Origin of the sequence: Flavobacterium adiutor, assembly GCF_048282555.1 — a bacterium.
GTDB lineage: Bacteria > Bacteroidota > Bacteroidia > Flavobacteriales > Flavobacteriaceae > Flavobacterium.
Genome location: NZ_CP182487.1, coordinates 3,388,785 through 3,410,067 on the forward strand (window position 1 = coordinate 3,388,785; position 21,283 = coordinate 3,410,067).

Genomic DNA, 21,283 nt, shown 5'->3' on the forward strand with positions numbered 1-21,283 from the left:
AAAAACATGAAATTACGCTCAACAGAAAGTTTCTGGCCCTTAAAATACGCAATGGATACGAGTTACCCATCATTAGATTCTGATATTGAAACGGATATTTTAATCATTGGAGGTGGGATTACCGGTGCCCTGATTGCCTATCAGCTCATTAATGAAGGAAAAAAAGTTGTAGTCGTGGACCGTCGTGACATTGCCAACGGAAGTACCGCAGCAAGTACTGCCCTGCTGCAATACGAAATCGATGTTCCGCTGCATGAACTTATAAATTTAAGAGGTACACAATGCGCAGTTGACAGCTATAGCAACGGGAAAAAAGCCATCTTTGACCTGCGTAAAATTATAGACGATGTAAAAAGCGACTGCCATTTTGAATTCAAAAAAAGCATTTATTTCTGCTCTTTTAAAAAAGATATTCCTTTTTTAAAAAACGAATTTAATGCCCGAAAAGAGCATGGTTTTGATGTAAACTGGCTGGAAAGATGGGATTTGGAGAAATACGGATTAAATGCCATTGCAGCCATAGAATCTAACACAGCTGCCGTGATGGATCCGTACAGACTTGCGCATGATTTATATGTTTACTGCGAAAAAAAAGGAATGCAGATTTTTGACCGTACGAATATCATTTCGACAGAAAAGCAAAAAGAAAAAATGATGGCCCGAACTCAAAATAAACACACCATAACAGCAAATCATATTATACATTGCAGCGGATATGAAAGTACCGAAACGCTTAAAGATAAAGTAGTCGATCTTAAGAGTACCTACGTTATTACTTCAGAAAGCATTCCTAATTTACCCGATGCTTTGAAGAAAGTCATTTTATGGGATACTTCTAAACCTTATTTATATTTTAGGACGACATCTGACAACCGAATTATTATGGGCGGTGCGGATGAAGATTTTAAGGATCCTGTAAAACGTGACAAATTTCTGCCCAGAAAAGAAAAGTTTCTTTTACATAAATTCGAAAAAAAATTCCCGAAAATTAATTTCAAAATAGATTATTCATGGGCTGGTACTTTTGGCGAGACCAAAGACGGCCTGCCCTACTTTGGAAAACCAGATCCTGATGTAAACGAACACTACATTTTAGGATTTGGCGGTAACGGAATCACTTTTAGCGTTATGGCCATGAATTCTGTTTTACATTCTATAAAAAACAAAAAACATCCGGATTTAGAATATTACCGATTTGGAAGGTAAATTACTATTCATTTAAAACTTAATTCCTTCCTATTAGATAATTAAAATACTGTTTGATGATTTGTAAGAAATAATAAATATATTTGAGAAAATAATAATACGAAACAAACCTTCGTATATACACCTAAATTTGGGTAGATATGCGAATGTTTGTATCGCATATAAACGAGTTATGCACTATATTAAAAAACTGACAATACAATAATAAATATGGACATCAGACAACAAATTGTACAAGACCAAATCGAAAAATTAAACGAGACATTTGGCTTAAGTAACGAAGATAAAGCATTTCAAATTTTTGCACATTGTCTTTTCACTGACACAAGTGTACATTCATTTGACCCAAACGATGATGTTGACGGTGGACAGGACAAACAAATCGACAACATTACTATTGACAATAAAGATGGAGAAGGAACCATTTATATATCCCAAGTTAAAAATGAAAACTCTTTTTCATCTAATTCACTAATTCAAATTAGAAATGGACTTAATTGGATTTTTAATCGCAGAAAAGCAGATATACTAACTTTATCAAACTTAAAGTTTAGAGATAAGATTTTAGAATGTAAAGATTTAATTAACCTTGTAGGTCCATCAAATGTTAGTGTAGAAGTTGCATACATTACTAATGGGCTATCTACTAATCTCTCAGACGAATATAACCAAGAATTAAAAGTAATATTTGAGCAATTTGATAATGGTACCTACTCTTCTTTTTCATTTGAATCAATAGGTGCTATTGAGATTGTAGATAGGATTAATTCGCAAGAAAAGAAAAACAAAAAAATAAATGCAAACATTAAAATTAAGTATGACACAAACTCCCCATCTTTAATAAAATATCACGCATTTGGTTTAAAGGGTATTATATGTACCACCACGGCAAAAGAAATTGCTAGAATCGTTAATGAAGATGACAAGGGTTTTATTTTTGACTTAAATGTTAGAAAGTATTTGGGTAATTTAGGCACAGTTAATAAAGACATAAAAGAAACTTGTTCAAATGAAGAAACAAGTCCGCTTTTTTGGTTTCTTAATAATGGTGTAACAATTGTTTGTGATAAAGTAGACCCAGTAACAGACCCTGACAATCCTCATATGAAAATCGAAAACCTTCAGATTGTCAATGGCTGTCAAACATCATCTTCTCTAGCAATTGCAGAAAAGGAAGGTTTATTACAAGATAACACAAATGTGATTTTAAAGATATTTGAAACTTCTGATTTGGGTTTAGTTGACAAGGTCGTATTAACAACTAACAATCAAAATAAAATAACAAATAGAAATTTACGAGCTAATGATAAAATTCAAAGAGACTTTGAAAGAGCTTTTGAAATACACAACTATTTCTTTGAAAGAAAACCCAGACAATATCAAGACAAAGACATAAACAGAATCATTCCCAATGAAGTTGCTGCTACATCATATCTAGCGATTGTTTTAAAAAGGCCTTCTGATTCTAGAAGTAGGAAGTATAAGATTTGGAGCGATTATTATGATAGTATATTCAAAATTGCACCTATTCAAGCTTTCATAATAAGTTACCTCATTAAAAACAAAACAGCTGCCTACATTAATTCTTCTGAATACGTTATAAGCGAGGATGAGACTTTGCGATATTTGGCTAAAAACTCTCAATTTCATATTTCAAGAATGACTGCATTTGTTTGGAGAAAATCTGACAATTGGTTAGTAAATGATGTTCTAAACCAAAATCTTAAAGATCTTGAAGATAATATTGACATTTTGATACCTCATATTGAGACCTCTATTAATGAACTTAATTTAATAATAAGTGAAAATCCAAGCTTTAAATTAGATTTGAATAACACTTTAAAATCTTCATCATTTGATAATTTAATAAATGCCGAATTACACAAGAAATACAGTGCATAACAGCCTTTTTGCAAAAGCGGGGGTTTCGTGCTTCTATAACAGCGAAGTGCTTAATTCAAGTTTTGTGCATCTAATGAAGTTTAGTGCTAAAAATCCCCGCCTTCGCAAAGCCGCGGCACGTTGGCGGTTATTTTGCCAAAAAACAGAACTAAAATGAAACAACAAATTCTATTTATATTATTAATCATCGTGAATTTGAATGTTTATTCACAAGATAAAATGAGAAAAGTTGAAGAATTAATAAATGATACGGAACCAGGTTGGGAATTGGTAATTGAATGGATAAGTTCAGCAAAAAATAAAATTGAAATACTGAAAGTCGATAACGAAAAAGCAAAAGAAGCATTATTCAAAACTCAAATTACAACTCGTTCACCGATGGGAGCGATTGTTTATCAAACGGGCGGAATATTAGTCGATAATGGTTGGATTAGAATTTTAGGTTCTGGAAACGAAAAACTTAACCGAACACTTCCAGATTGGAATTTTGGAAAAACTATAACCGAATTTGGAAAGCCAACTCCTTTTTTATTGATTGCCGACGATGTAATTGGTGGATTTTTTTTATTAAACGGAGGTGGATTAGGAAAAGACGTTGGGAAGATTTATTATTTTGCGCCTGACACTTTAGAGTTTGAACCTTTAGATTTGTCTTATTCGGAATTTTTAGTTTTTTGCTTTAACAATGATTTAGAAACATTCTACAAAGGTTTTAGATGGACAAATTGGAAAGAAGATGTTGAAAACTTAAATGGAGATAAAGTCTATAACTTCGTACCTTTTCTTTGGACAAAAGAAGGTAAAGAAATAAATAAAAATTCAAGAAAAGAAGTTCCTATCGAAGAACAATATAGTCTAAATATGGATTTTAGAAAACAACTCGGAATAGATAAATAAAAAACAACCGCCAACAGCAAGGGATTCGTTGCGTGCGAAGCACGAACAATGAAGACCGTGTTGAACGAAACCGCTGAGATTCCGCTACTATGGTTTTTTCGATAAAGGAGTCAGAAGAATTTCAAGAGGCTATCGCGCCTCTTTTTTTTGAAGTGGTTTCAAAGATGGTTTTGTCGTGTTTTCCTTCACCGCTCCAGCACGAATCCTTTCGTGTGGCTTTTGAAACCTATACTTTCTCAAATTCAAACAACTCAAAACAATAAAAAACTGAGAAACTAAGGTTTTTAGACTGAAAATAGTCTGTTATCAAAAAGTACTAAATAATCAAATAATAAACCTTAGCCTCTCAGCGTTTTTATATTATGCCGTAATTGCCAGCTGATTCTGACTGAATTTATATTCCTTTGGACTACAATTAAATTTTTGCTTGAAGATTTTAGAGAAATAACTTCTGCTGGTAAAACCGATACAATACACTATTTCAGAAATATTTAAATCGGAGTTTTTAATTAAAAATTCGGCTTTTAAGATTCGCATGTGTGTGATAAAATCATTTACCGTTCTGTCATGGATCGTTTTAAAGCCTTCCTGTAACTTATTAGGTGACAAACCAGACAGTTTACTGAGCGATTTTATAGTAAATGGCTCTTCCGGACTTCCTTTTATAAGGTCTGAAAGCTTTTTTATTTCCTCCATCTCTTTTAATGTCAGACAGCCTGATTCTTTTAAGCCGTTATTCATATCATCAGAATGCTGCTGGATTTCCATTGCCAGAATAATTTTCAGGATGCCTTCTTTTAAAAGATTGCGAACAATTCCGGTTTCGGTAACGGCATTTAATTCCTCTATTTTTTCGGCTATTTTTAAATTATAAGAACCCACATAGAAAAAATTATCCGAAGGGTTCTTTTCGAAAAAAGTTTCTTTTACTTTACGATTCAAAAAATTATTTTCAGCTAAATTGGCATTTTGAGTTCCTACTACGATTAAAGTCACTTTCGTATTGGTATTCTTTTCAAAAAACAAAATATTATCTTCATTTTGTCTGGATGAAACTATAGCAGTCTGAAACTTTTTCAGTTTTCTTTCAACACCAGACATTCCAAAACTATGTGCTAAATTTCCCTTTGAACAATAAGCAAAATAAACCGGAGAAATATCCGGATTTCCGATACAAATTCTGACATCTTCAGAAAAAACCATATCAAATTGCAAACAGGAAACAGCATCACCAAAAGAAGATCCTACAATAGTCCCTTTGGCAAAATTATTGCTGACTTCTAAACCATATTCATCTGAATCAAAAATTATCTTACCTCCTAAACTTTCAGTTAGCTCTTCGAATATATTTTTAATTTTATCGTTATGTATAGTTACTATTTTCATTTTGCTCGGATTTAAAATTCTAAAATTATCTTTATATCTTAAGAACTGAATTACAATATTTTTCTTCTAATGATGAATTTCAAAATTCGTCTAAAACACCTTCAAAAATGTTATATAATTTTTGAGATTTGTTTTATAATTACTCCTACTTTACTTTTTAAAAATGATATATGAAAAGTTTTTCCTTTGCCCCTATCGCTTCAATTGATGCCTCTATCCTAATTTTAGGAACAATGCCAGGTACAAAGTCGCTGGAGATACAACAATATTACGGTCACCCACAAAACAATTTCTGGCGCTTTATGTTTGAAGTTTTAAACGAAGATTTTTCTAAAGATTATGAAACAAGGAAAAATCTTTTAATCAAAAACAACATCGCCCTATGGGACGTTCTGCAATTTTGTGAAAGAATAGGCAGTCTTGACAGTGCCATTAAAAATGAAGTAACAAATGATTTTGAGCAATTTTTAAAAAAACATCCAAACATTAAAACCATTTTTTTCAATGGACAGAAAGCAGCTGCCTTTTTTAAAAAATATGTCAAATTAGAAAATAAGTATGAGCACATCACATTGCCTTCTACAAGTCCCGCTAACGCAAGCAAGACTTTTGAGTCAAAACTCAATGAATGGAAAATGATTAGCCATTCTCTTAAAGTTTGAATGATATAACATTATCAAATCAAAGTGTAAAATACCTTATGCCTGTTTAAATAATTTTACTTTCATAAATTTTAAACATAAAAAATCATGAAAAAGATATTTTTAGGAAGTAAAGTAGTTTTAGGAGCAGGAATTGTTTTACTGAGTTTAAACTCCTGCAAAAATGAAGCAAAACAAGAAGACCCAAAAGAAGTTGCAGAGGATCAAAACGAAGCAAAATTTGACTCAATAGATTCTAAAGAAGATGATTCTGATTTTTTAGTGGATGCAGCAGAAATCAATCTGGCTGAAATCGAAATTGGAAAACTTGCCCAAACAAAAAGTACCAATCCTGAGGTTAAAAAATTTGGTAAAATGCTGGTCGATGAGCATACAAAATCAACTGCAGAAGTTAAAGCCATAGCCGATAAGCGAAATTTTTCACTTCCAACTTCGATTACTGAAGAAGGAAAAGACGAATACGATAAACTTAACAAAAAAACAGGGGTTGATTTTGACAAGAAGTTTGCCGATATGATGGTTGACGGACATGAAAAAGCAATTGATAAATTTACTAAAGCATCTGAAAGTGCTAGTGATCCGGAAATAAAAACATGGGCTTCAAACAATGTTACAGCATTGACTGCGCACCTACAGCATGCTAAACAGCTTAAACAGGCTTTAGATAAAAAATAATACCCGAAAAACCGTACTTTACCGTATGTTCATTTCTTTGGAAAAAAGCTATTTTTTAAATAGCTTTTTTACGTTTCACCAAAAACAAAAACCTATCATGAAAGTGCAATCTTATCAAAATCATATTCGATTTTATACACCACATCATTTCATCTATTACCCTGTTCTGATTATTTTTCTGGCTTTTAGCATTTATTTTGCGTTTAACACTCCCCAACACTTAATCTGGGGATTCATTGCTGTAATATTCATATTCCTGTTCTGTGTTGCTTTTATGCTTCGCCAGCATTATGCCTTAATCTTACAAAACAGAATTATTAAACTGGAACTTCGATACCGCTATTTTGTACTTACCGGAACCCGATTTGAAACTATTGAACACAAATTTACAAACGATCAGATATTTGCATTCCGCTTTGCGCCCGACACTGAATTTTTGCCACTAATTGAGCGTGCCCTTACAGAAAACCTTTCTGGAGACGATATAAAAAAGGCCATAAAATTCTGGAAAGGCGATTATAATCGGGTATGATTCAATTACATTCCGGGTGTGCCAGCATCGTGATAAGAGGGCAAAGCTACATAGCGGTTATTCGCCCTCTTATCACGATGCTGTCGGGCTATCTGCATTACTTCGGTAATTTGCTCCTATCCCTCACACGCTCCCAGAAATCAAATAAAACCTGAATTTAAATTGCAACCCGCTAGATCAAATCATTACATCATCTGTTCGATGTTTCTTGTGCAGGGAAACGGAACAAAAAATGCATCGAGAGTCCTGTATAATGATAATCTTTTGTTGGCTAAAACTTATATTTCCTTACTCAGAAGCTTCCAGCTGCAGCACCATTTTCTGATAATGTGTGCTGAGCGAAAACAACTGCTCTGCAAAAATCATAATGGCAATCGGAACAAATAAAAATGTCAATAAATTTTCTTCGTATAAAAAATAGGTAGTTACAATAAATATTCGACCATATTCCAGATAATAGATCCATTTTCTTTGTTCCAGTAAAGCACCGCAGTTTATCAGTGTAATCAGGATAAAAGACAGTACGAAAACTTTATCCAAAAGATTCACAAGATCAAAATAATACGTAAAAACGGTTAGAAATAATGTACAAATTCCTAATTGGATATAAAGATAATTACGAAATCTTAGCCTTTGATGCGGATTTCTTTTCTCCTGCAAAAAACGTTTTTCTAACCTAGACCGAATATCCTGATCCATATGGGCCGGGCTCCCAAAAACGGCATTCCATCTGGCTTTAAAACCTTTCGATTGTTTCCATAATTCATAAATCTCGAAGTAATAATGTGTATGCTGCCATAGGAAACTATAACTTTTTAACGGGTGGGTTAAACCGTATTTTGGTTTCTCTTCCTCCTCCTGAAAAGTACCAAAAATACGGTCCCAAAAAGTAAACATATCTCCGTAGTTTTTATCGAGATATTTTTCGTCAGATGCATGATGAACTCCGTGAATTGATGGCGTAACAAAAACGTACTCAAGCCATTTTATTTTTCCGATAAGCTGTGTATGTGTAAAAAAAGAATAGGCTCCGTGCACAATCAACATCGTGATTACCATATCAGGGTGAAACCCAACGAGAGGAAGAACACACCAAAACCCCGTTCTAACAACTGCCTGCAAAGTCGTAATTCTGGCTGCGGCAGTAAAATTAAATTCTTCACTATGATGATGCACGATATGCGCTGCCCAGAAAAAATTAACTTCATGACCCAGCCTGTGATACCAGTACCAAACAAAGTCTGTTGCTAAAATTAAGGCAAACCATACAAAAACATTATTCGGAATTTCAAAAAACCGATAATGATCATAGATAAAATAATACAGCTGATAAAAGCTCCCTATGACAAAAAGATTAATTAATCTTTCTGCAATACCAATGCTAATGTTGGAAACTGAGCTTTCGTAATTGAAGATCTCCGGTTGTTTTCTGCGCTGTGCCAGTTTATATTCCAAAAATGAAAAAATGAAAAACGCAGGCATAGCGAACGCGAGAAAATGAATATGTTCCATTTTTAAAAATTACTTTTTAACTGATAAATAACTTATTATGGTTCAATTTAAGATTTAACCCAAAAGACATTTTCATTAATTACCATTTCTAACAACTAATGAAAACATCTTTTACTTAATTCGTTTCATTATTAATTCTGCTTGAATTTTGGTGCTTCAAATGCGACCTCTTTTACAGATTGCGTATCGGCTACTTTTTGTAAAGCAATAATGTAAGCAGCTATTCTGGGACTAACATTATGTTTGTCTGCAATTCTAAAAACAGTTTCAAAGCCTTTTTCGAGTATATCTTCCAAACGCTTATTAATCTGATGAATTCTCCATGATTCTAAAAGTGAATTCTGAAGCCATTCGAAATAAGAAACAGTCACTCCACCTGCATTTGCCAGAATATCCGGTACCACTAAAACATTATTTTGATGCAAAATTTTATCCGCATCTGAAGAAACCGGTCCATTAGCCCCTTCAACAATAATTTTGGCTTTAATATCATTCGCATTTTGCTGCGTAATCACATCTTCTTTTGCTGCCGGGATCAGCACATCAACTTTCAAAAGCAATAATTCTTCATGTTTAATGGTTACCGAATTTGGGTATCCTTTAATGCTCTTATTATTGAGGTTATAATACAAAATCAGCTCTGGGATATTAAGCCCTTCAGGATTGTAGAAAGCTTCCGAAACATCGCTGACAGCAACTACTTTTAACCCTTTTTCATATAAAAACAAAGCCGAATGCAACCCCACATTTCCAAATCCCTGAATGGCGACTGTCGATCTTGCCGGTCTTAATTTTATCTTTTGAAGTGCCAGAAGCGTAATAATACTAACCCCTCTTCCTGTGGCTTCTACCCTTCCCAAAGAACCTCCGGAATGTAAATGTTTCCCTGTCACAACAGCATGAATTGTTTTGCCGTGAACCAAAGAAAATTCATCCATTAGCCAGCCCATTTCGTCAGGACCTGTTCCCATGTCGGGTGCAGGAACATCTTTTTCAGGGCCAAAAATATCTGCTAATGCTTTTGTGTACGCTCTCGTTATTTTCTCTAATTCTGTTTTAGAATGTTCTCTCGGATCGCAAATAATTCCGCCTTTTGCTCCTCCAAACGGAATTCCGGTTACAGCAGATTTCCAGGTCATCCAGGCTGCCAGTGCTTTCACCTCATCAAGGTTTACAGCGGTATCATAACGAATGCCTCCTTTTGACGGCCCTAAGGCTGTGTTATGAATAACACGGTATCCTTCAAAGTTTTTCGTTGTCCCGTTATCCAGTTTTATCGAAAAATTGACAACAATTTGCTTTTCTGGTTTCTGCAATTTCTGTCTGATCGATTCATCAAGGTTTAAAATATCGGCTGCGATATTAAAACGGTCAATCATTGACTGAAAAGGATTCTGTTTAATTATTCCTAGGCTCATAATTTTTTGGTTTAAGATTTTTATTCAATTGTTTTTGAAATTTTATATTTTAAAGTCTTCTTTGTTTTACAAAAGAGCGATTCACATTTTCTTTACTTCATTACAGCAGCTGCAACAAGGGATTTTGATAAGAATGCCCTGCATCAGCGTATTGGTATATTTATTTGATCTCATATCTATGGTTTTAAATAAATTCTAAAAAAAGCCTTTCATGGTTGATGAAAGGCTTAAAAAAAAAAAACTAACAAGAACTTTCTCTATTAACGCCATTTCAGGAAATGATTCAACATGCAGCACATCACTAAGCTGCATCTGAATGACATGATATTTCGATTAAAGTTTTTCATTGTTAAGGCAAATTTATAAATATATTTTATAAATTCTATAGAATTTATAGAGTTATTTATAAAAAAAAGAAAATAGTCTAAAAAAAATAAATTAATTCAATGATTTACAGATAATTAATATTTACTTGATTTGAGAAAACACAATGAAAATAATAGCAATTAAGGCTAAAAGAATTCCTAAAAAGTTGATTTTGGATAATTTTTCTTTAAAAAAAAGTACTCCCACAAGACTCCCCAAAACAATGACGCCCATATTCATTCCGGCAAAAACAGTGGAGGGATTTTCTGAAAATGACTGATGTGCTTTGAGATAAAACAATATATTTCCGAAATTAAAGAGTCCTACCAATCCTCCGAAAAGGGTATTTTTAATTTCTAACTTTACTCTTTTCACTACAGCATTATAAATCACAATTACCAAAGAAATCAGTAAGGCGATACAAAAGACAATAAATAAAGAAGTTGTATAAGGCAGATCACTGTAAAGCGCAATTTGTTTAAAAAGGATATCAATTACTCCAAAACCTAATAAAACTAATGCAGGATAAATCCAGTTGTTCTTTTCATTATCGAAAGGCTTTTTCAAAATGAACAAAAGAGCTAAAAATCCAACCGCAAGCCCTATTACTTTATAAGCATTAAATTCTTCCTTAAAAAGAAGCCAGGCTGCGAGTATCGGGATAAAAAGAGATAGTCGCTGAGCCGCATCGGTTTTTACGATGCCCATATGTTTAATCGAAGATGCTAAAAAAAGGAAAACAACTGGCAGCAAAACACCTATTGAAAGGTAAATATTCCAGGGTGCCTTTGCATCAACCTCATCCAGATTTGGACTAAAAGTAAAATAACAAAATAAGAGTGCAAACACATAATTAAAAGTAATGATCTGAACAGGGTTACAATTGTAATAACGGATTATTTTAAAAATAACGCCTACTGTTACACTACAAATAATACTTAAAATCAGAAACAACATTTTACTTATTTTTAAGTACAAAAATAAAGTTTAAAATCCTTGAAAAAAAGTCCGGACAGATGATAAATCCTCCGGACAAATATTTAATTTCTACATTTTAGTTTTTAGCTGTCAGAATACCTTTTTGCTTCCTGAAAAAAATATGGTGTGAATTAAAAACGAGTACAGCCATAAAAATAATACTATAAGCCAAAATCTGCAACGGTGTAATTTTCTCTTTATAAACGAAACAAGCGAGCCCAAAAGCAATCATCGGATTGATATTCAACAGCATTCCTACTGTTGAGGAATTGATTCCCGATAGTGCATATAAATTCAGGAATAAGGGTATAATGGTGAAAAATACAGCTATCGTTTCAATACAAAAATAAAAAGTAAACTCTTTAGGTACCGGACCACTATACAACGGATAAAACGGTAATAAAAGTAAAGCTGCCAACGTAATATGAAATGTCAGTACAATAAACGTATCAAAACCTTTATTCACACGCTGACTTACTAAGTAACAGGCATATGTAAATCCGATAATGATACTAAAAAACATATCCATAATAGCTGCATAGGATAACAACAAACAGCCCGAAATGCTTAGTCCTACTGCGAGCCATTGAGTTTTTTTCAATTTTTCGCGCAAAATAAAGTAAGCCAGGAGCGTTGTTAAAATAGGACAAACCAAATAAGCCAAAGAAGTCGCTTTTACACTAACATGGTTCATGACATAAATAAAAGTAAACCAGTTAGCCATCAGAAAAAAGCTTCCTCCAATGTTTAATAAAATGGTTTTTCTTTTTCCTGAAGGGGATAAAGTCCTGAAAATCTCAATCGTTTCCTGTATTTTTTTTCTTCTAAAAGCAAATGAAATCAGCAGCATTAACATACTGCAGCTAAAAACACGATAGAATAAAATATCCAGCGAAGCATATTCGTGTATTGGTTTTAGCACAAGGCTGAAAAAACCCCAGGTCGTGTAAGCTGTAATCGCAGTTAAATAATATTTTGTTGTTTTCATGGGGGATTTCTTGTTTGATATTTATATAGAGCAAATTTCTTAAAAAGAATACAGCAATACAGATACAGTTTTTGTAAATTGCAGCAGAACAGTTTTTTTTTATGCGAAATTCAAATTATCTCTATTTACAGTTTGCTGATGTTATTGAAAAACAAATAAAATCGGGCCTTTTAAACGTTGGGGACAAACTGCCATCGATTCGGGAAGTGTGTGCAGAAACAGGCTACAGCATGAGCACGGTAAGTAAAGCGTATTACGAAATTGAAAGTCGGTCACTAATTGAATCAAGACCGCAATCAGGTTATTACGTAAGCAATATTTCGGCAAGAATTGCTCCTGAACCAACTCCCAGTTCTCCTGTTCTGACCACTCAAAATATTGACCGTGAAGATTTAATCGATATGGTTTACGGAAATATGACCAGTACTACTGTCACAATGCTTTCATTAGGTTTTCCATCGAATGAACTTCTTCCAATAGCAAAACTCAATAAAGGAATGATTCAGGCGATGCGACAGCTGCCAAATAGCGGAACTAGTTATGAAGAAATGCAGGGAAATGTTAATCTTAGAAAAGAAGTAGCCCGCTGGTCATTTAACTGGGGCGGCACTTTAACAGAAGAGGATATTATTACGACTCCCGGTTGTGTGAGTGCCATTTCTTATTGTTTGATGGCCGTAACAAAGCCAGGCGATACGATTATTACCGAAAGTCCGGTTTATTTTGGCGTATTACAGCTTGCCAAATCATTAGGTCTGCATGTAATGGAATTGCCAACTAACATAACTACCGGAATTGAACTTGAAGCTTTAAAAAAAGCCATTTCAACAAAAAAAATAAAAGCCTGTGTATTGATGAGTAACTTCAGTAATCCATCAGGAAGTATGATGCCAAACGAACATAAGGAAGAAGCTGTTCGTTTGATGGAAGTACACAATATTCCGTTGATTGAAGACGATATTCATGGTGATTTGTATTTTGGCTCATCAAGGCCAACAAACTGTAAAACGTATGATAAAAGCGGAATTGTAATGTGCTGCAGTTCGGTTTCTAAAACTTTGGCCCCTGGTTATCGTGTGGGCTGGGTTGTACCGGGAAAATTTAAAAAAGAAATATTACGGACAAAATTATATCACACCATCTCCTCTCCTACCATTACACATGAAGTTGTGGGTGATTTCCTAAAAAATGGCCGATATGAAAATCATCTTCGTAAAATTCGCCAGATTCTCAATTATAACTGCAATAATTATATCAATACGATTTTAGAATCTTTCCCAAAAGGCACAAAAGTAAGCCAGCCTCAAGGCGGTTTTTTCCTTTGGATTGAACTTGACAAAAAAATAGATACTGCCGAATTTTATCATTGGGCAATGAAACATAATATCAGCATTGCTCCGGGACGTATTTTTTCTTTTCAGGATCAATTTTCAAATTGCATGCGACTGAGTTTTGGCTTGCCATGGACCAATGAATTACGACACTCCATACAAACATTAGGCAAACTGGCTCATCAAACTTTATAAGTACTTTGCTTAAAAATAAAAAACCGGACAGTACAACTACTTACTGTCCGGTCAACAATTAAAACCAAAAATTAATTTACAAAACATAATAAATATTACTATCCGTTTTTTTTGATTCTTCTTTTAGATCAAATTCACTTTGATATTCATTTAGAGCCTGTTTAAAATTTAAATATTTAGATTTTTATGAGATTATTTTTCGATAGATGAGGCAAATTTTGAAAGAATAATAGACTTGTTTTTGAGTAAATTTAACGAAATATAGCGGAAAATAAGCCGTAAAAAGCAATTAGATAAAATCTAAACAGGCTCTTAACATCTGTTTAATATTTTTTTCGATTGTATTTGCAATAGTCGTAACCGGCGTATCTGTTGGTCTGTTTTCGAAAGTTTCCTGCAAATAATCGCCTTTTTTTTAGATTAAAAAGAAAGCTCCGGCAATAGCTGTAATTAATGGAATTGCAAACCAGCTCAATACACTTGTTAATCTAAAAGGAAGTAACAAAATAAGCATGTACAATGTTAATCGAATATACATACTGTAGGTTGTTGGGAAAATAGTATTTTTAATTCGTTCACATTTCCCCATTTCATCAGATAATCTCGAAAATGTATTGTCAATTTCTACCTGTTGATACATATTAATGCCTTATCATTTTTTGCCTTTCGAAGATCTCATCTCTTGCATGCAGCATTAAAATTGCATTTGGTATATTTTGATGATTTTTGATGCATTTTATTTCTTCTTCACTCAAAGACCTTTAAGCGGTTTTATCGCATCCCTGTTTCGAAGTGACTGCCCTAAACTATAACACCATGCTATCTGCCTTTTGGCGAAATTTTCCTTAAATTCACTGGCCTCAACAGAAAAATCCGGGTCTTTGTAAAATGTCAGGACCTGACGAATTAACGTTCTTGAATCATTTACAACAGCTCCCCACACAATTCTGGCTTCCCACCACCTGTCGTAAGCCTGGTTTGATTTAAAAGCTAATAACAACGATATAATGGTTCCAATCATGGTTGGAATAGCTATTGGAATATCTACGGGAAGCGTAACAAAATAGTGGTGAAAAACCTCAAATACTATAGTGTAGGCGGCTACAAGTCCAAGTTCTACTTTAATTTTCCCGAGAACGTACTTCATTGGTATTCTTTTCTTTAATAACATATTTTCGGTTTTAAATTATTATTGAGTCCTTAGTGATTAGTCCTTAGTAATTAGCTTTGTAGTTATTTCTTATTGCTCTGAAAGACTAATCACTCTTTACTAATCACTCTTTACTAATCACTCTTTACTAATCACTCTTTACTAATCACTCTTTACTAATCACTCTTTACTAATCACTCTTTACTAATTACTCTTTACTAATTACTCTTTACTAATTACTCTTTACTAATTACTCTTTACTAATTACTCTTTACTAATTACTCTTTACTAATTACTCTTTACTAATTACTCTTTACTAATTACTCTTCACTAAAAAAATTAAACCAGCTCTTCGTATAATGAAAGTACCGGAAGCCCCAGCTTTTCATTAATATGCTGTTTTTTTAATTTTTTGAATTTAATTTTTTCTCCTTTGCGTGTTTCAACTAACAAATCAATCTCGTATTTTGAAATCGCTTCAGATAAAGGAGCTGTATTTTCATAATCTTCAGTTTTTGAAGCCTGGCTAACAATTTCATAAGAGAAATTTTCGTTTAGAAACTGCTGAACATCCTTTACATGCACATTGGCACTGCTGGTTTCAATATAAAGTGCTTTACTGAAATCTTTGAATTTTTCGTTTCCTAAATGCAGAACAGGACATTTTTGATTTCCTGCTAATTGTACGAGATATTGGTGGATACGTTTGGTTTCCTGTTTATAAGAATGTGGAAGAATAACTAATTTTATGGAGAAATTTTCAATCACCCTTCTAAAAACAGGTAATGAAAGTCCGTATTGATTATGGATTTTAAGTTGGCAGTTTTTAGTATGATGGATCAAATATCTACAGGTTGCCAAAACTTCTTCCTGACTTTTAGTAAGTCCGGTTCGCATTTCACGCAAAAAATGAGAAGATGAAAATGAATCCGGTGTTTCAGCAACCATCATCAGAACAATTTCGCACTCCGCATTTTTTGCCTGGCTAATTGCCGATTTTATAGCAGAAATGGTATCGTCTTTTAAAGTCGTAGGTATCAGGAAATTTTTCATATGTATAATCTTTTAGTTTATACAGACAAAATAACAACCTGATAATTAGAAAGGTCTTAATCTAAAATTAAAATTTTCTAAGATTCAACATTAGAATTTTTAATGTTCTTCTTTTTGTCTTTTGACTTTTTAAAAATGATCGTTACAATCGTACCCTTATTCTGTTCCGATTGTACTTGTATTTCTCCATCATGCATGCGAATGATTTTGGAAGCCAAAGGAAGTCCTAAACCGTAACCGATATATTTTGCCGCAATTTTACCCCGGAAGAAAGGTTCATATAAATGCGGAATATCTTCTGGCGGAATACCGATACCAATATCATTTATCGAAATTTTAATCGCATCATTATTTGCAGAAAGTGTTACAAAAACCTCATTATTGTCAGAATATTTTACACCATTGGTAATAATATTGTTGATTGCCAGCTCTAATAGCGGCTTATTACACGCAATTAACAGTAAATTAGAGTCTGTTGGAGCAAAATTAAGTTTAATACTAACACGATTGTTCGGAAAAATCTTATCCAGATCAGATTTTACTTCCAATAACAACTCATCGATTCGGGCAATATCCAAAACCTGTTTGTTACCATCATAGCCAGTTTGAGTGAGTTTAAGAAGACTTTCTGTCAGGTTGCCTAATTTAGATGCCTGACTGTAGATGTTTTCTAAAGACTGTATATATTCTTCTTTTTCACGCTCTTTTAAAAGCATAATCTCAGCTTCGGCAATGATAGTTGTAATAGGCGTTTTTAGTTCATGGGATGCATTATTAATAAAATTTGCCTGAATTTCAAAAGAGGTTTCCAACCGATCCAGCATATCATTAAAAGTTGCTGTCAGATCTGAAATTTCATCTGAGTTTTTAACTTCCGGTAATCTGTTATGAAGGTTTGATGCACTGATTCTGTTTACTTCTTTAGTAATTCTGGCTACCGGGTTAATGACTCGTTTTGCCAGAAAGCGTCCTAATATGAAAGCCAGAAATATAAATCCGATACCTCCGAAAAATAATATTTTCACGATGTAAACAGTTGTGGTTTTTCCTCTGTGGTCACGAGCACCAACAATTACAATGTATTTTTGATTCCTTTCTGTAAAAACCTGCCCCAGATAATATTTGCTGTTAACTTCAAAATAATCTTTCCCAGTCTGAAGAATAGTAGAATAAAATTCGTTCGGCAAATTCAGTTTTGTATTATAGTCAAAACTATTAGCACTATTTATTTTAAGAACATATTCTTCTTCTTCGATAAGTTCTTCAAGCCCGTTTTTCTTTAAGTTACTGTAATATTTTATTTTTTCAGGATCATGCTGAAAATGAATGGAAGCTACAATTTTCGATCTGTCCTCGAGTCTTTTTAAGAAATGGTAGCGGTTATTTTCCCTGAATAACACGAATACTATGACACTCAACAGCAAAGTACTAAAGGTAGAAAGTGCTACGTAAGTAAAAGTAATTCTTTTTCTGATATCCATTTATAGCTGTATAACGTAACCCAAACCTTTCATGGTATGAATAAGTTTGGTTTTATAAGGTTTGTCTATTTTTTTTCTTAAATACGTGATATAAACATCCACAACGTTAGTATTCATATCAAAATTAATGTCCCAGACATTATCTAAAATCTGATCCCTTGAGACTATTCTGCCTGTGTTTTTTGCTAAATAATATAATAATTTAAATTCCTTGGCTGTTAAAATAATAGGTTCGCCATCACGCTTTACTGTTTTGGCTTTGCCGTTTATTTCGAGATCACCAATTATTATCGTATCCACTTTTTCTGTGTCCTGATGGGCTCTTCGGTTTAAGGCATTAACCCTTGCATCAAGTTCACCAAATTTAAACGGCTTCACCAAATAATCATCTGCACCTGCATTGAGTCCGGTTACAATATTTTCTGAAGTTCCCAGAGCTGTTAAAAGCAAAATCGGAACGAAATTTTTACTGGCACGTAATCTTCTGCAAATTTCAATTCCGTTAATATCCGGCAGCATTACATCCAAAACTACTACATCAAAAGTATAATTATGAATCATTTCTAATGCTGTTGTACCGTCAAGAGCCACGCTGACATCGTTATTATTTTCAGCGAACCCTTTACGTAAAATAGAAAGCAGATTGGGTTCGTCTTCGACTATGAGTAATTTCATCAGAATATGTGTATTGAAGCAAAAATAAGCATTGAAACGTAAAATAGGGTATTAAAACTTAAAATAAAAAACCTGACAACATTTCTATTGTCAGGTTTAATAAAATATTGCAATTATAATTTACTAATATAACTTCCGTACATATCTTTAAACTGATGTCCGGTTGCGAAACGGTCTTTGCTTAGTTTTTTATATTCTACCAATGCCCATAAAACAAATTCTTTCATGAAATAAAGATCCTTTTTATCTAGTTGTGGCTGGTATTTCTTAATTAGAATATCCAACGGAGTTACCTCGTCTAAAATGGTTTGGTACTCAGCATCAGAAGCTTCATCTAATAATTCGAAACCACTTTCCGCAAAAAACCATTCAATCAAATCTGAATAAGGTGTTTTTTCTCCTGGTTTTTCTAATTTTTCAATCTTCGGAAAGTAATCTGTAAACAAAGTTCGAATTGCAGAACCAATTAAATTCTGCGCTACGGCAGCAGCTCCCTCTTGTTCACCTTCATAAACCAATTCGACTTTTCCGGTAATCGCCGGAATAATTCCGATAAAGTCTGATAAGCGAAGTGTAGTTTTCTCACCACCCGAAATTAAAGCACGTCGTTCTGCTGTACTTATCAAATTTTCAAAAGCTGTAATACTCATTCTGGCACTCACACCGCTTTTGTTGTCTATATATTCGCTTTCACGGGCTTCAAAACTAATTTGTTCTAAAATATCCCTTGCCAGACCTGGAACATACACAATGTCTGTCTGATTTTGGTCTAATTTAGACTCCTGCTCGGTAATGGTTCTGGCTATAGCTACACTTTCGGGATAATGTGTCAGGATTTGAGATCCAATTCTGTCCTTTAACGGTGTTACAATACTTCCTCGATTAGTGTAATCTTCAGGGTTTGCCGTAAATATAAACTGCATATCAAGCGGCATCCTTAATTTAAAACCCCTGATCTGAATATCGCCTTCCTGCAAAATATTAAATAAGGCTACCTGAATTCTGGCTTGTAAATCCGGCAATTCATTAATCACAAAAATACAGCGATTCGCTCTTGGAATCATACCAAAATGTATTACTCGATCATCTGCGTAAGAAAGTTTAAGATTTGCAGCTTTTATTGGATCAACATCTCCAATTAAATCGGCTACTGTAACATCAGGCGTTGCTAATTTTTCAAAAAAACGATCGTTTCTGTGTAGCCATGAAATTGGAGTTTCATCGCCTTTCTCTGCAATTAAATCTTTAGCAAAACGGGAAATTGGATTCAGCGGATCATCATTAATTTCTGAACCGGCAACAAACGGAATATATGCATCCAACAACTCGACCATTTTACGTGCTAAACGTGTTTTTGCCTGTCCGCGAAGCCCTAACAAATTGATATTATGACGAGAAAGGATTGCACGCTCCAATTCAGGAATTACGGTATTTTCAAATCCGTGTACCCCTTCAAAAACAGGTTTCCCTGATTTTATTTTTTCACGAAGATTGTTTCTTAACTCGTCTTTTATACTTGTACTTTTATATCCAGCAGCTTTTAACTGACCTAATGTTTTTATATTGTTTATTTCCATTTTTATTGAAATATAGATTATGTTATTATGTTTTTGATTTGGAATCAGACATATTGTAAGTTTTTCACTACAATTAATACATTTACATCTTAACGAACCCTTTTTTTTCTATTTGTTTCATAATCTTCAAAAATCATTTCTCCAAGACCTTTTAGTCCGGTGTAAAATGCTTTTCCCTGATTGGCTTCAGTAAAATGATTCACAAATCGCTGCAAATAAGGATCTCTGGCAATCATAAAAGTTGTAATCGGGATGTGTAATTTTCTCGCCTGCTGCGCCTGAGTATAACATTTATCAACAATGTACTCATCTAGACCATTACTGTTCATGTAATAAGAACCGTCACGCTCACGCACACAACTTGGTTTCCCGTCAGTAATCATGAAAATCTGTTTATTGGTATTTCGTTTTCTACGCAAAATATCCATGGCTAACTGCAATCCTGCAACAGTATTAGTATGATAGGGTCCTACCTGCAGATAAGGCAAATCTTTAATGGGAATTGTCCAGGCATCATTTCCGAAAACCAGAATGTCTAAGGTATCTTTTGGATAACGCGTTGTAATTAATTCTGCCAAAGCCATCGCTACTTTTTTGGCAGGTGTGATTCGGTCTTCACCATACAAAATCATACTGTGACTAATGTCAATCATCAAAACCGTACTCATTTGTGCTTTGAATTGTGTTTCTTCGACAACCAGATCATTTTCTGTCAGCATGAAACTTTCAACACCATTATTGACTTGTGCGTTTCTGAGACTTTCTGTCAATGAAATACGCTCTAAACCATCACCAAAATTAAACTCCCGAAATTCCCCAGTATGCTCGTCACCGTTTCCGGCATGTTTGGTTTTATGATTACCGTTTCCGGCACGTTTTAAATTTCCAAAAATCTGATCTAAAGCCTGCTGACGAATTGCTCTTTCTGTCTTGGCTGTAATTCCAAAACCTGGAGTTCCGTCATTTTTGACTTCATCCTTTATATATCCTTTTTTCTTTAGGTCTTCGATAAAATCATCGATTGTGTAGTTTTCATCAGTCAGTTTATACTCCTTATCCAGCTCACGGAGCCAGTCTATAGCTTCATCAAAATCACCGGAAGTATGGGTAATCAGCTCCTTGAATATACCAAAAAGCTTTTCAAAAGGAGACTGAAAAGGCGCTTCGTAAGTCTTAAAATAAAAACCTTTTTTAAATTCGTTTTTCATAATTCTAAAATTAATCTTTTTTAGAACTATGAAAAAAGAAACAGTTATTAATTTTTAGTTAAAGTATTGATTAAAAACCCTTAGAAATCAA

Annotated in this window: 17 protein-coding genes and 1 pseudogene; 7 read left to right on the top strand and 11 right to left on the bottom strand. The window is 33.7% G+C overall.

Annotated elements, in window-relative coordinates; all coding sequences use genetic code 11:
- Positions 1 to 6 precede the first annotated feature (6 nt).
- From ACNC7R_RS14310 to ACNC7R_RS14320, 3 genes are all read left to right on the top strand, one after another.
- Positions 7 to 1,206, top strand: a complete 1,200-nt coding sequence (locus ACNC7R_RS14310) for an NAD(P)/FAD-dependent oxidoreductase (protein WP_417941745.1) — start codon at positions 7 to 9, stop codon at positions 1,204 to 1,206.
- 210 nt (positions 1,207 to 1,416) lie between these two features.
- Complete coding sequence (locus tag ACNC7R_RS14315; RefSeq protein ID WP_417941746.1) at positions 1,417 to 3,108, top strand: AIPR family protein; 1,692 nt, start codon at positions 1,417 to 1,419, stop codon at positions 3,106 to 3,108.
- 153 nt (positions 3,109 to 3,261) lie between these two features.
- Positions 3,262 to 4,005: a DUF2625 domain-containing protein gene (locus tag ACNC7R_RS14320; protein WP_417941747.1), complete on the top strand. Its 744-nt coding sequence runs from the start codon at positions 3,262 to 3,264 to the stop codon at positions 4,003 to 4,005.
- Between the two features lie 360 nt (positions 4,006 to 4,365).
- Here the strand turns inward: ACNC7R_RS14320 and ACNC7R_RS14325 are convergent, their stop codons facing one another.
- Positions 4,366 to 5,391, bottom strand: coding sequence for a helix-turn-helix domain-containing protein (locus tag ACNC7R_RS14325; protein WP_417941748.1), 1,026 nt, complete (start codon positions 5,389 to 5,391; stop codon positions 4,366 to 4,368).
- Between the two features lie 170 nt (positions 5,392 to 5,561).
- On the opposite strand from ACNC7R_RS14325, the gene ACNC7R_RS14330 reads away from it, so the two are divergent.
- From ACNC7R_RS14330 to ACNC7R_RS14340, 3 genes are all read left to right on the top strand, one after another.
- Complete coding sequence (locus tag ACNC7R_RS14330) at positions 5,562 to 6,053, top strand: DNA-deoxyinosine glycosylase (RefSeq protein WP_417941749.1); 492 nt, start codon at positions 5,562 to 5,564, stop codon at positions 6,051 to 6,053.
- Positions 6,054 to 6,140: 87 nt separating this feature from the next.
- Positions 6,141 to 6,728, top strand: coding sequence for a DUF4142 domain-containing protein (locus ACNC7R_RS14335; protein ID WP_417941750.1), 588 nt, complete (start codon positions 6,141 to 6,143; stop codon positions 6,726 to 6,728).
- Between the two features lie 97 nt (positions 6,729 to 6,825).
- Positions 6,826 to 7,260 (top strand): DUF6526 family protein, encoded by a 435-nt coding sequence (locus ACNC7R_RS14340; protein ID WP_417941751.1) that lies wholly within the window; start codon positions 6,826 to 6,828, stop codon positions 7,258 to 7,260.
- A gap of 288 nt (positions 7,261 to 7,548) precedes the next feature.
- On the opposite strand, the gene ACNC7R_RS14345 is transcribed toward ACNC7R_RS14340, so the two are convergent.
- The 4 genes from ACNC7R_RS14345 to ACNC7R_RS14360 all read right to left on the bottom strand — a co-directional run bounded on the left by ACNC7R_RS14345 (position 7,549) and on the right by ACNC7R_RS14360 (position 12,522).
- The gene (locus ACNC7R_RS14345; protein ID WP_417941752.1) at positions 7,549 to 8,772 is read right to left on the bottom strand and encodes a sterol desaturase family protein; all 1,224 of its coding nucleotides are present in this window, start codon (positions 8,770 to 8,772) and stop codon (positions 7,549 to 7,551) included.
- Between the two features lie 131 nt (positions 8,773 to 8,903).
- Positions 8,904 to 10,190, bottom strand: a complete 1,287-nt coding sequence (locus ACNC7R_RS14350) for a Glu/Leu/Phe/Val family dehydrogenase (RefSeq protein ID WP_417941753.1) — start codon at positions 10,188 to 10,190, stop codon at positions 8,904 to 8,906.
- A gap of 468 nt (positions 10,191 to 10,658) precedes the next feature.
- On the bottom strand, positions 10,659 to 11,513 hold the full coding sequence (locus ACNC7R_RS14355) for an EamA family transporter (RefSeq protein WP_417941754.1): 855 nt from the start codon (positions 11,511 to 11,513) through the stop codon (positions 10,659 to 10,661).
- Positions 11,514 to 11,610: 97 nt separating this feature from the next.
- A complete protein-coding gene (locus ACNC7R_RS14360; protein ID WP_417941755.1) occupies positions 11,611 to 12,522 on the bottom strand; it encodes an EamA family transporter in 912 nt (303 codons plus the stop codon).
- 101 nt (positions 12,523 to 12,623) lie between these two features.
- Here ACNC7R_RS14360 and ACNC7R_RS14365 point away from each other — a divergent pair, with 101 nt between their 5' ends.
- A complete protein-coding gene (locus tag ACNC7R_RS14365) occupies positions 12,624 to 14,048 on the top strand; it encodes a PLP-dependent aminotransferase family protein (protein WP_417941756.1) in 1,425 nt (474 codons plus the stop codon).
- Positions 14,049 to 14,463: 415 nt separating this feature from the next.
- Here the strand turns inward: ACNC7R_RS14365 and ACNC7R_RS14370 are convergent.
- From ACNC7R_RS14370 to ACNC7R_RS14395, 6 genes and pseudogenes are all read right to left on the bottom strand, one after another.
- Positions 14,464 to 15,219, bottom strand: a pseudogene (locus ACNC7R_RS14370) (bestrophin family ion channel).
- 318 nt (positions 15,220 to 15,537) lie between these two features.
- Positions 15,538 to 16,251, bottom strand: a complete 714-nt coding sequence (locus tag ACNC7R_RS14375; RefSeq protein ID WP_417941757.1) for a hypothetical protein — start codon at positions 16,249 to 16,251, stop codon at positions 15,538 to 15,540.
- Between the two features lie 77 nt (positions 16,252 to 16,328).
- Positions 16,329 to 17,732 (bottom strand): HAMP domain-containing sensor histidine kinase, encoded by a 1,404-nt coding sequence (locus tag ACNC7R_RS14380; RefSeq protein ID WP_417941758.1) that lies wholly within the window; start codon positions 17,730 to 17,732, stop codon positions 16,329 to 16,331.
- On the bottom strand, positions 17,733 to 18,407 hold the full coding sequence (locus tag ACNC7R_RS14385; RefSeq protein WP_417941759.1) for a response regulator transcription factor: 675 nt from the start codon (positions 18,405 to 18,407) through the stop codon (positions 17,733 to 17,735). It abuts the gene before it with no gap.
- A 113-nt stretch (positions 18,408 to 18,520) separates the two neighbouring features.
- Positions 18,521 to 19,984, bottom strand: a complete 1,464-nt coding sequence (locus ACNC7R_RS14390; protein WP_417941760.1) for an AAA family ATPase — start codon at positions 19,982 to 19,984, stop codon at positions 18,521 to 18,523.
- Between the two features lie 89 nt (positions 19,985 to 20,073).
- Entirely contained in the window at positions 20,074 to 21,192 is a 1,119-nt protein-coding gene (locus tag ACNC7R_RS14395; RefSeq protein ID WP_417941761.1) for a vWA domain-containing protein, read from the bottom strand.
- Positions 21,193 to 21,283 lie beyond the last annotated feature (91 nt).

Excerpts from the sequence above, each read along its gene's own strand:
- ACNC7R_RS14360 (WP_417941755.1), bottom strand. The coding sequence starts at position 12,522 with ATGAAAACAACAAAATATTATTTAACTGCGATTACAGCTTACACGACC.
- ACNC7R_RS14330 (WP_417941749.1), top strand. The coding sequence starts at position 5,562 with ATGAAAAGTTTTTCCTTTGCCCCTATCGCTTCAATTGATGCCTCTATC.
- ACNC7R_RS14315 (WP_417941746.1), top strand. The coding sequence starts at position 1,417 with ATGGACATCAGACAACAAATTGTACAAGACCAAATCGAAAAATTAAAC.
- ACNC7R_RS14395 (WP_417941761.1), bottom strand. The coding sequence starts at position 21,192 with ATGAAAAACGAATTTAAAAAAGGTTTTTATTTTAAGACTTACGAAGCG.
- ACNC7R_RS14355 (WP_417941754.1), bottom strand. The coding sequence starts at position 11,513 with ATGTTGTTTCTGATTTTAAGTATTATTTGTAGTGTAACAGTAGGCGTT.
- ACNC7R_RS14390 (WP_417941760.1), bottom strand. The coding sequence starts at position 19,984 with ATGGAAATAAACAATATAAAAACATTAGGTCAGTTAAAAGCTGCTGGA.
- ACNC7R_RS14335 (WP_417941750.1), top strand. The coding sequence starts at position 6,141 with ATGAAAAAGATATTTTTAGGAAGTAAAGTAGTTTTAGGAGCAGGAATT.
- ACNC7R_RS14380 (WP_417941758.1), bottom strand. The coding sequence starts at position 17,732 with ATGGATATCAGAAAAAGAATTACTTTTACTTACGTAGCACTTTCTACC.
- ACNC7R_RS14325 (WP_417941748.1), bottom strand. The coding sequence starts at position 5,391 with ATGAAAATAGTAACTATACATAACGATAAAATTAAAAATATATTCGAA.
- ACNC7R_RS14350 (WP_417941753.1), bottom strand. The coding sequence starts at position 10,190 with ATGAGCCTAGGAATAATTAAACAGAATCCTTTTCAGTCAATGATTGAC.
- ACNC7R_RS14310 (WP_417941745.1), top strand. The coding sequence starts at position 7 with ATGAAATTACGCTCAACAGAAAGTTTCTGGCCCTTAAAATACGCAATG.
- ACNC7R_RS14320 (WP_417941747.1), top strand. The coding sequence starts at position 3,262 with ATGAAACAACAAATTCTATTTATATTATTAATCATCGTGAATTTGAAT.
- ACNC7R_RS14340 (WP_417941751.1), top strand. The coding sequence starts at position 6,826 with ATGAAAGTGCAATCTTATCAAAATCATATTCGATTTTATACACCACAT.
- ACNC7R_RS14375 (WP_417941757.1), bottom strand. The coding sequence starts at position 16,251 with ATGAAAAATTTCCTGATACCTACGACTTTAAAAGACGATACCATTTCT.
- ACNC7R_RS14345 (WP_417941752.1), bottom strand. The coding sequence starts at position 8,772 with ATGGAACATATTCATTTTCTCGCGTTCGCTATGCCTGCGTTTTTCATT.
- ACNC7R_RS14385 (WP_417941759.1), bottom strand. The coding sequence starts at position 18,407 with ATGAAATTACTCATAGTCGAAGACGAACCCAATCTGCTTTCTATTTTA.
- ACNC7R_RS14365 (WP_417941756.1), top strand. The coding sequence starts at position 12,624 with ATGCGAAATTCAAATTATCTCTATTTACAGTTTGCTGATGTTATTGAA.